Origin of the sequence: Microbacterium sp. ET2 (assembly GCF_030347395.1) — a bacterium.
In the GTDB taxonomy this organism is placed as follows: domain Bacteria; phylum Actinomycetota; class Actinomycetes; order Actinomycetales; family Microbacteriaceae; genus Microbacterium; species Microbacterium albipurpureum.
Genome location: NZ_CP128170.1, coordinates 151,054 through 163,949, shown reverse-complemented (window position 1 = coordinate 163,949; position 12,896 = coordinate 151,054). Strand labels below are relative to the sequence as shown.

Sequence of the window (12,896 nt, the reverse complement as noted above, 5' to 3'; positions counted from 1 at the left end):
CTGAGCCGGTGCGGATCGCTCGCCTTCTCCTTAGCGGCCGCGGCGAGACCTCGTAACCAGGCCTCTCTCGTCGCGGAGTTCGTCGCGGGCTTGATCCCTTTCCCGAGGAGAACGCAATGAGCACGTCAGAAATCGATACGTCCGCCGCCGGTACCGTCACGATCCCCGATCGGCCCCGTACCCTCGCCGAGAAGGTGTGGGAAGACCACGTCGTGGTCAAGGGCAACAACGGCGAGCCGGACCTCATCTACATCGACCTGCACCTGGTGCACGAGGTCACGAGCCCGCAGGCCTTCGACGGTCTCCGCGCCGAGGGACGCCCCGTGCGGCGGCTGGACCTGACGATCGCGACGGAGGACCACAACACTCCGACGATCGACATCGACAAGCCGATCGCCGATCTCACCAGCCGCACGCAGATCGACACCCTGCGCCGCAACGCGGCGGAGTTCGGCGTGAGGCTTCACCCGCTCGGCGACAAGGAGCAGGGGATCGTCCACGTCGTGGGACCCCAGCTCGGGCTGACGATGCCCGGGATCACGGTCGTGTGCGGCGACTCCCACACCTCCACCCATGGCGCCTTCGGGGCGATGGCCTTCGGGATCGGCACGAGCGAGGTCGAGCATGTCCTGGCCACCCAGACCCTGCCGCTGAAGCCCTTCAAGACCATGGCGATCACCGTGGAGGGTGAGCTGAAGCCCGGGGTGACGGCGAAGGACATCATCCTCGCGGTCATCGCCAAGATCGGCACGAACGGCGGCCAGGGCTACGTGCTGGAGTACCGCGGGTCGGCGATCCGTTCGCTGTCGATGGAGGGGCGGATGACGATCTGCAACATGTCCATCGAGGCGGGAGCGCGCGCGGGGATGGTCGCTCCGGACGAGACGACCTTCGCGTACGTCAAGGACAAGCCTCACGCTCCGCAGGGGCAGGACTGGGAGGAGGCCGTCGAGTACTGGCGCACGCTCCCCAGCGACGAGGGCGCGGTCTACGACGCCGAGGTGTTCCTCGACGCCGACGCGCTCGAGCCGTTCGTGACCTGGGGTACCAACCCCGGCCAGGGGGTTTCGCTCTCGGACGTCGTACCCTCGCCCGACGACTTCGCCGACCCGAACGAGCGCGCCGCGGCCGAGCGCGCGCTGGAATACATGGCGCTCGAGCCCGGCACGCCGCTGAAGGACGTGCCGGTCGATGCGGTCTTCATGGGATCGTGCACGAACAGTCGCATCGAGGACCTCCGAGCCTTCGCGTCGATCGTGAAGGGACGGAAGAAGGCTGACGGTGTGCGGGTGATGGTGGTGCCGGGCTCGGCCCGCGTACGTCTGGAGGCCGAAGCCGAAGGGCTGGACACGATCTTCACCGAGTTCGGCGCCGAGTGGCGCTTCGCGGGATGCTCGATGTGCCTGGGGATGAACCCCGATCAGCTGGCTCCCGGAGAACGCTGCGCCTCGACGTCGAATCGAAACTTCGAGGGTCGTCAGGGCAAGGGTGGACGAACCCACCTCGTCTCACCGCTCGTCGCCGCAGCCACCGCCGTGCGCGGAACGCTCTCCAGCCCGAGCGATCTCGCCGACGCCGACGGCGCGTCCGGCTCGCCGAGCATCGACAGCCTGACCGGGGCGGAGGCCTGACATGGAGAAGTTCACCACCCACACCGGCGTCGTCGCGCCGCTGAAGCGCTCCGCCGTCGACACCGACCAGATCATCCCCGCGGTCTATCTCAAGCGCGTCACCAAGACCGGCTTCGAAGACGCCCTCTTCGCCAACTGGCGGCAGGACCCCGACTTCGTGCTGAATCAGCCGGTCTTCCAGGGAGCGTCGATCCTGGTCGCAGGGCCCGACTTCGGCACCGGCTCCAGCCGCGAGCACGCCGTGTGGGCGCTGCGCGACTTCGGGTTCTCGGTGATCCTCAGTCCGAAATTCGCCGACATCTTCCGCGGCAACGCCGGCAAGCAGGGGCTGCTGACCGCAGCGATCTCCGAGGACGACCTGCACCGCATCTGGAACGCGGTCGACGCGCAGCCAGGGCTGACGATGACGGTCGACCTCGTCGAGCGTGTCGCGCTCCTCGGCGACCCCGCAGCAGGCGGCGCCGCGCCCCTCCAGGTGCCTTTCGAGATCGACGATTACACTAGGTGGCGGCTTCTCGAGGGGTTCGATGACATCGGGCTCACGCTGCGCAGCGCAGATCAGATCGCGCAGTTCGAGGCCCGCCGGGAGGCGTGGCGCCCACGGACACTCCCCGTCCGGTAAGCCGGGATGACGGCTCACGACGCCGTCAGCCCTCGCCACACCCTCGATGACACCGAAGTGAGGACCACCGGATGAAGACCCTTCTCAGCGATGCGGGATCCCCCACGGGGGAGCATGAGATCGCCGTGACCGAAGCGACCGGAGAGGTCCTCAGCATCCGCGGCGGACGACCGCTGCGGGGCCGGGTCGACGTCAAGGGGGCCAAGAACCTCGCCACCAAGGCGATGGTCGCCGCCCTCCTCGGTGACAGTGTGAGCGTCCTGCGTGACGTGCCCGACATCAGCGACGTGAAGGTCGTCCGTTCGCTCCTGGAGGCGCACGGCGTCCGAGTGGATGACGGCGAGGAGCCCGGCACCCTGCATTTCGACCCCCGCGAAGCGGTGTCCGCGCACATGGAGGAGATCGACGCCCACGCCGGCGCGTCGCGCATCCCGATCCTCTTCTGCGGTCCACTCCTGCACCTGCTGGGACAGGCGTTCATCCCCGACCTCGGCGGATGCCGCATCGGAGATCGGCCGATCAACTTCCACCTCGACGCGCTTCGCAATTTCGGCGCGGTCGTGGAGAAGCTGCCGAGCGGAATCCGTCTGTCAGCCCCCGACGGGCTGCACGGGGCCAACATCGAGCTGCCGTACCCGAGTGTCGGTGCGACGGAGCAGGTGCTCCTCACAGCCGTCCGCGCACGCGGCATCACAGAGCTGCGCAACGCCGCGATCGAGCCGGAGATCATGGATCTCATCGCGGTGCTGCAGAAGATGGGCGCGATCATCTCCTACGAGCCCAACCGCGTCATCCTGATCGAAGGGGTCCCGAACCTCAGCGGCTACGACCACCGGTGCATCTTCGACCGCAACGAGGCCGCTTCGTGGGCGTGTGCGGCCCTCGCCACCGACGGCGACATCTTCGTCTCCGGTGCTCGTCAGCAGGAGATGCTCACGTTCCTCAACGTCTTCCGCAAGGCGGGAGGGTCCTTCGACGTCCGTGAGGACGGCATCCGGTTCCGCCGGGGCGAGGCCCTCCGGCCCGTGATGGTCGAGACGGACGTTCACCCGGGGTTCATGACGGACTGGCAGCAGCCGCTCATCGTCGCCCTCACGCAGGCCGAGGGGCAGTCCGTCGTCCACGAGACGGTGTACGAGAACCGGTTGGGGTTCACCGCGGCGCTGAACAAGATGGGCGCCGACATCCAGGTGCACCCGCAGGGACTGGACATGCCGGGTCGCCGCGTCCCCCGCCGCGCCCTCGAGCAGGCCGCCGTCATCAACGGTCCCACTCCGCTGCGCGGTGCCGACGTCGTGGTGCCCGACCTTCGCGGCGGATACAGCTACGTGATCGCGGCCCTGGCGGCGGAAGGCGAATCGACGGTCCGCAACGTCGGGATCATCCGACGCGGCTACGAGAAGTTCTTCGCCAAGCTCGACGCCCTCGGCGCCGACTTCCGCGTCATCGGGTGATCCGGTGAGCGCTCCTAGCCCGCAGGCCCCGGGATCCGGCGCCGACGAGAAACGACGTCCGAGCGTCTTCTGGCTGCTCGCCGCCGTCATCGTCCCCGCGATGGGACTGCTCGCCCGCGTCGAGGTCGAGGGCGGTGAGAACCTTCCGCGCCACGGCGCGTATGTGCTCGCCCCCAACCACTGCAGTGAGATCGATCCACTGGTCGTCGCGGTAGCCGTGTGGCGCAGGGGACGGGCCCCGCGGTTCATGGCCAAGGAGAGCCTGTTCCGGGTTCCGGTACTCGGCGCCGTTCTGCGGGCGACCGGAATGGTGCCCGTCGCCCGGTCCTCATCGGCCGGCGGAGCGCGTCAGACGATCGAGGGTTCCCGGATGCTCGTCGAGCACGGCAGAGGCGTGATCGTGTATCCGGAGGGCTCCCTCACCCGCGACCCCGACATGTGGCCGATGCGGGGGAAGACCGGTGCCGTGCGCCTGGCGCTGGCCGGCGACATCCCGCTCATCCCGGTCGCCCACTGGGGAGCGCAGGAGATCCTCCCGAGGTACGGCAAGCTCCGGCTCTGGCCGCTCCGCCGCCGTGTGCGCGTGGTCTTCGGCGAGCCGATCGACCTCTCCGCCTACTCCGCCACCCAGACGCAGCCGTCGACCCTCGTCGCGGCGACCGACGTGCTGATGGGGCGGATCTCCGAGCTGCTCTCGAACCTGCGGGGTCTGCCCGCACCCGCGGAGAGATGGAACCCGTCCGCGCACGGGCAGAAGGAGACGGGGCGTCTTGAGCCGTAGGCAGGACGCCGATCGTCCGCGGGTCGCGGTCGTGGGGGCCGGGAGCTGGGGCACCACGTTCGGGAAGATCCTCGCCGACGGCGGCGCGAACGTCATGATGTGGGCTCGGCGACCGGAGCTGGCCCACGAGATCAACGAGGCCAAGCGCAACAGCCAGTACCTGCCGGGCATCAACCTGCCGCGTGCGATGATGGCGACTCCGCACCTCTCCGAGGCGCTGGAGGGGGCCGAGCAGATCTTCCTGTCGGTGCCGAGCCAGGCGCTGCGTGAGAACCTCAAAGCGGTACGGCCGCTGATCTCGGCCGGTGACGCGCCCGTGGTCTCGCTCATGAAGGGTGTCGAGCGGCGCACGGGGCTGCGGATGAGCCAGGTGATCCAGCAGGAGCTGCACTGCGACCCCGCCCGTATCGCCGTCGCATCCGGACCCAATCTGGCCCTGGAGATCGCCCGCGAGCAGCCGACGGCCGCCGTGATCTCCTCGCTGAGCCAGGAGACCGCCGACGCCGTCGCGCGGCGTGCGCGCAACGGCTACTTCCGGTCCTTCGTGAACACCGACGTCATCGGCACCGAGTTCGGCGGGGTGCTGAAGAACCTGATCGCGGTGGCGATCGGGATCGTCGACGGCGTCGGGTACGGCGAGAACACGAAGGCGTCGATCATCACCCGCGGCCTCGTGGAGATGACCGACTTCGCCGTCGCACAGGGCGCACACCCCGAGACGCTGCAGGGATTGGCGGGCCTCGGCGACCTCATCGCCACGTGCCAGTCGCCGCTCAGTCGCAACAACACCGCCGGGCGACTGCTGGGTCAGGGGTACAGCTTCCAGGACATGGTGAAGCAGATGGAGCAGACTGCGGAGGGGCTGGCCTCGGTCGCGCCCATCCTCCAGCTCGCCCGTGAAGCCGATGTCGACATGCCGATCGTGGAACAGGTCAAGCGGGTGCTCGACGGCACGATGGACCCCCGCGAGATCGCACCGCACCTGACGACCGATGACGATGACGAACCCCAAGGGGAGAGGACCAGGAATGGACAAGCCCGCGGTGGTGGTGCTGTTTGGCGGTCGATCCAGCGAGCACTCGATCAGCTCCGCTACGGCGGGGGGAGTGCTGCGGGCGATCGACCGTGATCGCTACCGGGTGATCCCGGTCGGAATCACCCGATCGGGAGCGTTCGTGCTCGAGGTCGACGACCCCGATCGTTTCGCCCTGGATGCCGAGCGTCTGCCCGAGGTCATCGACAACGGCACGCGCGTCCTGTGGCCTGAGGCCGGCGGCGACCGACGGCTCCGGGTGCGACGCTCCGACGACACCGTCGACGACCTCGGCGGCGTCGACGTCGTCCTGCCGATCCTGCACGGCGTCCACGGCGAGGACGGCACGGTGCAGGGTTTCCTCGACACGCTCGACCTGCCCTATGCGGGGGGTGGGGTGCTGGACTCGGCGCTGTGCATGGACAAGCACTTCATGAAGATCGTGCTGCAGTCCGCGGGAATCCCGGTGGCGCCGTGGGCGACCGTGACCCCCGCTCGGTGGGAGCGGGAGGAGCAGGCGGTGCGCGGGGAGGCTGCGGCGCTGGGCTATCCCGTCTTCGTCAAGCCCGCGCGGGCGGGTTCGAGCGTCGGCGTGTCGAAGGTCAGGGATGATGCGGAGCTCGAGTCCGCGCTGCGGAAGGCCTTCGCCGAGGACGACAAGGTGCTCGTCGAGGTCGCCATCGTCGGACGCGAGATCGAAGTGGCGATCCTCGAGGGGCGTCGCGGTGCGGCGCCGCGCGCCTCGCTGCCTGGCGAGATCGTGCTCACCACGCGAGAGTTCTACGACTTCGAGGGCAAGTACCTCGGCGGTGACGGGGCCGAGGTGGTGTGCCCCGCCGCACTGACGGACGAGGAGATCCGTGCCGTCCAGGACCTCGGAGTGCGGGCTTTCGAGGCGGTCGGCGGACGCGGGCTCGCGCGGGTGGACTTCTTCCTCGCCGCGGACGGCCTGTACGTCAACGAGCTGAACACGATGCCGGGGTTCACGCCGATCTCGATGTTCCCCAAGTGCTGGATCGCCTCCGGGATGACCTACCCCGAACTCATCGGCGAGCTCGTCGACACCGCGCGCGAACGCCGCTGAGCGGCATCCGTCCGGTGGCGGCGTGATCCTCCGCGGCGCTCCTCAGTCCAGGAGCGTCTCGGTCGAGGTGCACTCGGCGTCGCGGGGAAGCTGCGACACGATCGGTCCGAGAGCGGACAGCACCTCGTTGGGGGAGACGACGCTGTTGTCGGCGTACACCTCGACCGCGGGCGTACGTCCGTAACTGCGGATGAGATAGCGGGGCGGATCGCTCTCATCGACGATCCAGTCCACCCCGCCGATGGTGATGCAGCGCGCCTCCGTCGGGCCCGGCGGCTCGACTCCGCACGTGAGGATGACGGAGGCCGGCGTGCCCCACGCCCCGGTCGCCTGGGCATCGGTCCACCGCCGCTCCTGCCCGTCGACCGCGTCGGGGAGGCGGACCGTCACCTCGGCGCACAGCGGGTCGTCAGCGCCGTCGGCGGCCGGAACCGACACCGTAGCCGTGCACGCCGTCAGCGTCAGTGCGGCGCCGACCGCGAGCGCGAGGAAGGGCAGACGTCGACGGGGAGAACGCACCCGACCAGGTTACGCGCGTCGCCGGTGGGTACGGTGAGAGGGTGAGTGCTCCGGACCCCGTCGTCGGCGACCTGACCGAGGGCGAGATCCTCGCTCGCATCCTCGGCCGCTTCCCTCCGTCTCGGGCGCTCCTCGGCCCCGGCGACGACGCCGCGGTGCTCGCTGCGCCCGGAGGGCGGATCGTGGCGAGCGTCGACACGCTCGTCCACGGCCCCGACTTCCGCCTCGCCTGGTCGTCGGCGTGGGATCTCGGGTGGAAGGCGGCCGCGGTCAATCTCGCCGATATCGCGGCGATGGGCGCGCGACCCACGGCTCTTCTCGTGGCGCTCGCGATGCCCGATCACACGCCGGTCTCCTTCGTGGAGGGCCTCGCCGAGGGCCTGCGAGCCGGATGCGACGAGCTGGCGCCCGGCGCCGCGGTCGAGGGAGGAGACCTCACCGTCTCGGACACGCTGACGATCGCGATGACGGCCCTCGGGGTGCTCGACGGCGCCGAACCGGTGACGCGCAGCGGTGCACGCCCGGGCGACGTGGTGGCGGTCTGCGGGGAACTGGGAAAGGCGGCGCAGGGCCTGGCGATCCTCTTCGGCCGGTTCTGCGTGGATGGACGGCCGGTTCCGATCGCCCCGCTGCCCGGAGACGACGCCGCGCTCGTGGATGCCCAGCTGCGACCGCGTCCGCCGATCGCGGCGGGTGCGCGTGCGGCGACGCATGGTGCGACGGCGATGATGGACGTCTCGGATGGACTGGCACTGGATGCCGGCCGGCTCGCCCGCGCCTCCGACGTGACCCTCGAGCTTCGGACCACTGCGCTCGGGCCCCACCCGGCGGATGCGCTGGCGGGCGGGGAAGACCATGCCCTCCTGGCGACCTTCCCGGCGGCGGTCGGACCCGCGCCCGGATTCCGGGTCATCGGGAGCGTCGGCGTCGCGGGGGAGGATCCGGTCCTCGTCGACGGGGAGCCGTATGACGGGAAGGGCGGCTGGGATCCCTACCGCGACTGGGACACGGGCTCGGGGTGAGCGTCGCGGGTGGCCCACCACAGCGCGGTGTCTCCGTAGCGGCGGTCGCGTTCGGGCGTCAGACCCGTGGGCCACGACGGTGCCCCTGACCTTGCAGCGCGTTCGACGATGACTGTGGCCTGCGGGGAAAGGGCGGGAACGAGGAGCTCCAGGGCTGCGCCGAGGTCGGCGTCGGAGAGGTCGTACGGGGGGTCGAGGAAGACCAGATCGAAGACGGCGACGGGCGCCGAGCGCAGGTATGCCTCGACGGCCGTGCGGTGGACGGCGATCCGGGCGGCATCCGGCTCGCCGCGAAGCGCGGAACGGACGCGGGTGACGTTCCTGCGGATCACCGTCGCCGCGCGCGGGGCCTTCTCGACGAGGTCGACCGTCAGCGCGCCGCGACTGGCCGCCTCGAGCCCGAGCGCGCCCGAACCCGCGTAGAGATCCAGCACCCTGGCGCCGCGGAGGAGGTCGGACGCGCTCAGCGCGTTGAAGAGCGACTCGCGGACCCGGTCGCTCGTCGGCCGTGTCCCGGCATCGGGAACGTCGAGGGTGAGGGAGCCTGCCCGTCCGGAGATGATGCGGGTCACCTGCTCCACGATACCGATCGCGACACGACACTCCGCCTGCGGCGGCGTCGGCCCGGCTGTCCCTAGGATGACGCGTGCCGGGCGGTGTTCGCCCGCATCCCGTCCTCGCCTGCAGGAGCCGTCGATGTCTCAGCGCCACCGTTCCCTCACCGCGATCGCCGCCGTGGCCCTCGCTCTCACCCTGTTGGCCGGCTGCGCGCCCGAGCCTGCTCCGACGACGCCGTCCACCCCGACCCAGACCAGCGAGCCGAGCACGTCGCCGACCGAGTCGCCCAGCGAGTCGCCCAGCGAGTCCCCGACGGCGACCGCGTCGATCCCCACGGACTGCAACGAGCTGGGGAGCGAGGAGTCGCGCCAGGAGATGGTCGGCGATATGACGCTCCAAAGCGACGGTCAGGGGTTCGTGCGCCCAGCGCCGGAGGGAGCGACGCTCCAGCTCGGGTGCGACTGGATCGTCGGTGATGCCACGGGGCTGCTCGTGCTGATCAGCACGGCAGCTCCTGACGCGGTCACTGCCGCCGTCGCGGCGCTGCCCGAAGAGGGATACAGCTGCCAGGTCGCCGATGACTTCGGTGCCCAGTTCTGCGAACTCCCCGGCTCGGGCCCGGACACCGAGGAGTTCGTCGTCGCGCGGGACGACGTCTGGATCTACTACGCGCCGGTCAACCGCAACGGGCGGGCGTTCCTCTCGGACATCGCGTCGCAGATCTTCGGCTGAACACGATCACCGGGAGGAGGGTCGCTGTCGGCGGCGCTCCCTACACTCGAGGTATGCCGTCCATCGCACTCGAGTCGCGCCTGGACGCGGTCGTGGGCGGCAAGACCGCCAAGCTGTTCGAGCGCGCGTTCGGGATGCGCACGGTCGAGCATCTGCTGTCGCACTATCCGCGTCGATACGCGCTCCGCGGGGAGCTGACGCCGATCGCCTCCCTGCCCCTGGGCGAACCGGTGACGATCGTCGCGGAGGTCCAGAGCGTCACCGATCGCCCGATGCGGAATCGGCGCGGATCCCTCGTCGAGGCCAAGATCAGCGACGGCAACGGCACACTGACGCTGACCTTCTTCAACCAGAAATGGCGTCTCGGTGATCTGACCCCCGGCCGCCGCGGCATCTTCGCAGGAAAGGTCAGCGAGTACCGCGGCCATTTCCAGCTCGCCCACCCGGTGTACGAGGCTCTTCGACGACGAGGAGACCGCGCGGATGACCGCGGAGGCCACCGCGCACCTCCCGATCCCGATCTACCCCGCCACTGCGTCCGTGCCGAGCATCCTCGTCGCCAAGACGGTCGGCGTCGTCCTCGACGTCCTGGACCCGTTCGACGACCCGGTGCCCGAGCCGCTGCGACGCGCACACGGACTCCTGGACGCACGAACCGCGCTGGAGCGCATCCACCGGCCCGACTTCGTCGAGCAGGTCGACGCGGCGCGCGAGACCCTCCGGATGCAGGAGGCCTTCGTCCTCCAGGCGGCGCTGTTCCAGCAGCGGCAGTTCGTACGCGCGATGTCGGCGACTGCGCGGCCGCCGGGCGACCTGCTCGAGCGCTTCGACGCCGGACTGCCGTTCGCCCTGACCAGTGACCAGGAGGCGGCGGGGGAGCAGATCGCCCGTGACCTCGTCGGCGGATGGCCGATGAATCGTCTCGTCCAGGGCGAGGTCGGGTCGGGGAAGACCCTCGTCGCGCTGCGGGCGATGCTTCAGGTGGCGCAGTCGGGTGGCCAATCGGCCCTCATCGCGCCCACGGAGGTGCTGGCTGCGCAGCACGTGCGGTCGATCGCGCGCATGCTCGGTCCGCTGCTTGCGCCCGAGCTCATGCCCACCCTGCTGACCGGGCAGCTTGCCGCTGCGGATCGGCGCAGGGCCGCTCTGCGCGCCGCCTCTGGACAGGCCCGCATCGTCGTCGGCACGCACGCCCTGCTCAGCGACTCCACGACGTTCGCCGACCTCGGACTGGTCGTGATCGACGAGCAGCACCGCTTCGGGGTCGAGCAGCGGGAAGCGCTCCGTGCCAAGGGCACCGTGCCGCACGTGCTCGTCCTCACTGCCACACCGATTCCGCGCACCGTGGCGATGACGGTGTTCGGCGACCTCGACGTCTCCACGATCCGGTCCATGCCGGCCGGACGCGCGGGCATCACCACGCACGTCGCGCCGCTGGCCGAACGACCCTCATGGTTCGGGCGGGTCTGGGAGCGCGTCGCCGAAGAGGTCGCCCAGGGCCGGCAGGCGTTCGTGGTCACCGCGGCGATCGACGCCGACGCCGATGTGGTGGACGACCAGGCGCCGATCCCCGACGGGGTCGAGGACGTTGAGCCCGCTGCGGAGAAAGTCGCGCCGCGCGCGGTGGGCACGGGCTCCGGCCGCACCCACTGGGGCGTCGTGCAGGTCGTCGAGCTGCTGTCCCGTCACCCCGCCTTCGCGGACATCACGGTGGCGATGGTGCACGGCAAGCTTCCCTCGGAGCAGAAGGACGACATCATGCAGTCGTTCGCGCGGGGCGAGATCGACGTCCTGGTGGCCACGACCGTCGTCGAGGTGGGGGTCGATGTCGCGAATGCGTCGACCATGGTCATCCTCGAAGCGGACCGCTTCGGGGTGTCTCAGCTGCACCAGCTGCGGGGACGCGTCGGGCGTGGCGGCGTGCCGGGCCTGTGTCTGCTCGTCACCGAAGCCGAGCACGGCTCGCTCGCCCGTCAGCGTGTCGAGGCGGTCGCGGCCACCCTCGACGGTTTCGAGCTCGCCGAAGTCGATCTCGATCTCCGTGGCGAGGGCGACGTGCTCGGCGACCTGCAGTCGGGTGCGCGATCGTCGCTGCGCCTCCTGCGGGTGGCCCGCGACGCCGACCTCATCGCTGCAGCGCGGCGCGCAGCGGAGACGGTGATCTCTGAGGATCCGGCGCTGATGCGGCATCCGGCTGTGTCCGCGGCGATCGAGCGGCGGATCGGCAATGTCGAGCGCGCTGCACTCGCACGGACCTGACCGCGCGCGTCGCCGGCCTCGCGGCGCGGAGTGAGCCGTGTCGAGAACGCACTGCGGCCCGTCGATAGGGTGGTCGCATGAACAGCAGGATCGCCGTCGTCCCCGGATCGTTCGACCCGCCGACACTGGGGCACCTCGATGTGATCCGCCGCGCGGCGCGACTGTACGACCAGCTGCACGTCCTGGTGGTGCACAACCCCGACAAGGAGGCGATGCTGCCAATCGCGCAGCGATTGTCCCTTCTCGAGCAGTCGGTGGCGGAGAGCGACATCGACAGCGAGGTGATCATCGCCTCGTGGACCATGGGGCTGCTCGTCGATTACGCCGCCGACGTGGACGCCGGGGTACTCGTCAAGGGGATCCGCTCCCAGGTGGACGTGGCCTATGAGACCCCGATGGCGATCGTCAACCGACACCTCGCCCACGTCGAGACCGTCTTCCTTCTTCCCGATCCCGCGCACGCCATGGTCTCGAGCTCTCTCGTGCGCCAGGTGGCCGCCCTCGGCGGAGACGTGTCGCCGTTCGTTCCGCCCGCCGTCGCGCGATTCCTGGTCGCCCACGACCTGTCGGGCTGAGCTGCACGCTCCGAGGACGGGTAACATGGTCGCCCGTGACCAGACGGCTGAACGGACCTTTCGTGATCCCGGTGCGAGACATCGTCCGCCGACCGGGCGAGATGCGCGAGTTCCGCCTCGATCTGACGGTCCCGGAGAAGTGGGGCGAGGGCCTCGTCTCGGTCCCGGCGGCCGAGAGGCTGGAGCTGGATGTCCGGCTGGAGTCGGTCCACGAGGGCATCCTCGCGTCGGGCGAGGCGCACGCCACCTTCTCCGGCGTCTGCGGACGATGCCTCCGCGATATCGCCGAGGGCGTCGAAGTCGAGTTCCAAGAGCTTTTCGCGTATTCTGGGTCGGAGGAAACTGACTTCGAGGTTCAAGACGACCACGTGGATCTTGAAACTCTGGTCAGGGATGCGGTCGTCCTGTCGCTTCCCTTCCAGCCGGTGTGTCAGCCGGATTGCCCCGGCCTCGATCCGGTCACGGGTGTCCGGCGGGCAGCAGACGCCGAACCGAACGCCGAGCCGATCGATCCCCGGTGGGCAGCGCTCCAGGACTACATCGACCACGACGCGGTCAATGCCCCCGGGCAGCAGGACCGTGACGAGAACCCAGCGCCTCGCGCTGAGAACACAGAGAAGAGCTAG

12 protein-coding genes and 1 pseudogene are annotated in these 12,896 nt (G+C 69.8%); 11 read left to right on the top strand and 2 right to left on the bottom strand.

Going from position 1 to position 12,896, the window contains the following annotated elements; translation table 11 throughout:
• The first annotated feature begins 116 nt into the window (after window positions 1-116).
• The 6 genes from leuC (at window position 117) to QSU92_RS00760 (ending at window position 6,605) form a co-directional block, all read left to right on the top strand.
• Window positions 117-1,631, top strand: coding sequence for a 3-isopropylmalate dehydratase large subunit (gene leuC / locus QSU92_RS00785; protein WP_289264207.1), 1,515 nt, complete (start codon window positions 117-119; stop codon window positions 1,629-1,631).
• Window position 1,632: 1 nt separating this feature from the next.
• The gene (gene leuD, locus QSU92_RS00780; RefSeq protein WP_289264204.1) at window positions 1,633-2,253 is read left to right on the top strand and encodes a 3-isopropylmalate dehydratase small subunit; all 621 of its coding nucleotides are present in this window, start codon (window positions 1,633-1,635) and stop codon (window positions 2,251-2,253) included.
• Window positions 2,254-2,324: 71 nt separating this feature from the next.
• Window positions 2,325-3,707 carry a UDP-N-acetylglucosamine 1-carboxyvinyltransferase gene (gene murA, locus QSU92_RS00775; RefSeq protein ID WP_289264202.1) on the top strand — a complete coding sequence of 461 codons (1,383 nt, stop codon included), beginning with the start codon at window positions 2,325-2,327 and terminating at the stop codon, window positions 3,705-3,707.
• 4 nt (window positions 3,708-3,711) lie between these two features.
• Window positions 3,712-4,488, top strand: a complete 777-nt coding sequence (locus tag QSU92_RS00770; protein ID WP_289264200.1) for a lysophospholipid acyltransferase family protein — start codon at window positions 3,712-3,714, stop codon at window positions 4,486-4,488.
• Entirely contained in the window at window positions 4,478-5,617 is a 1,140-nt protein-coding gene (locus QSU92_RS00765) for an NAD(P)H-dependent glycerol-3-phosphate dehydrogenase (protein ID WP_289264197.1), read from the top strand. Before QSU92_RS00770 ends, QSU92_RS00765 begins: the two co-directional genes overlap by 11 nt.
• Window positions 5,517-6,605 carry a D-alanine--D-alanine ligase family protein gene (locus QSU92_RS00760; RefSeq protein WP_289264195.1) on the top strand — a complete coding sequence of 363 codons (1,089 nt, stop codon included), beginning with the start codon at window positions 5,517-5,519 and terminating at the stop codon, window positions 6,603-6,605. Before QSU92_RS00765 ends, QSU92_RS00760 begins: the two co-directional genes overlap by 101 nt.
• Window positions 6,606-6,647: 42 nt before the next feature.
• Here QSU92_RS00760 and QSU92_RS00755 read toward each other — a convergent pair whose 3' ends face one another.
• Complete coding sequence (locus tag QSU92_RS00755; RefSeq protein WP_289264193.1) at window positions 6,648-7,124, bottom strand: DUF3515 family protein; 477 nt, start codon at window positions 7,122-7,124, stop codon at window positions 6,648-6,650.
• Between the two features lie 41 nt (window positions 7,125-7,165).
• On the opposite strand from QSU92_RS00755, the gene thiL reads away from it, so the two are divergent.
• Window positions 7,166-8,146 (top strand): thiamine-phosphate kinase, encoded by a 981-nt coding sequence (thiL, locus tag QSU92_RS00750; protein WP_289264191.1) that lies wholly within the window; start codon window positions 7,166-7,168, stop codon window positions 8,144-8,146.
• Here thiL and rsmD read toward each other — a convergent pair.
• Window positions 8,116-8,718: a 16S rRNA (guanine(966)-N(2))-methyltransferase RsmD gene (gene rsmD / locus QSU92_RS00745; RefSeq protein WP_289264188.1), complete on the bottom strand. Its 603-nt coding sequence runs from the start codon at window positions 8,716-8,718 to the stop codon at window positions 8,116-8,118. The genes thiL and rsmD overlap by 31 nt on opposite strands.
• A gap of 124 nt (window positions 8,719-8,842) precedes the next feature.
• On the opposite strand from rsmD, the gene QSU92_RS00740 reads away from it, so the two are divergent.
• From QSU92_RS00740 to QSU92_RS00725, 4 genes and pseudogenes are all read left to right on the top strand, one after another.
• Window positions 8,843-9,436 carry a hypothetical protein gene (locus tag QSU92_RS00740; RefSeq protein WP_289264186.1) on the top strand — a complete coding sequence of 198 codons (594 nt, stop codon included), beginning with the start codon at window positions 8,843-8,845 and terminating at the stop codon, window positions 9,434-9,436.
• A gap of 53 nt (window positions 9,437-9,489) precedes the next feature.
• Window positions 9,490-11,695 (top strand): annotated as a pseudogene (locus tag QSU92_RS00735) (ATP-dependent DNA helicase RecG).
• 77 nt (window positions 11,696-11,772) lie between these two features.
• Window positions 11,773-12,270 carry a pantetheine-phosphate adenylyltransferase gene (coaD, locus tag QSU92_RS00730; RefSeq protein ID WP_289264184.1) on the top strand — a complete coding sequence of 166 codons (498 nt, stop codon included), beginning with the start codon at window positions 11,773-11,775 and terminating at the stop codon, window positions 12,268-12,270.
• A gap of 47 nt (window positions 12,271-12,317) precedes the next feature.
• Entirely contained in the window at window positions 12,318-12,896 is a 579-nt protein-coding gene (locus QSU92_RS00725) for a YceD family protein (protein ID WP_289265975.1), read from the top strand.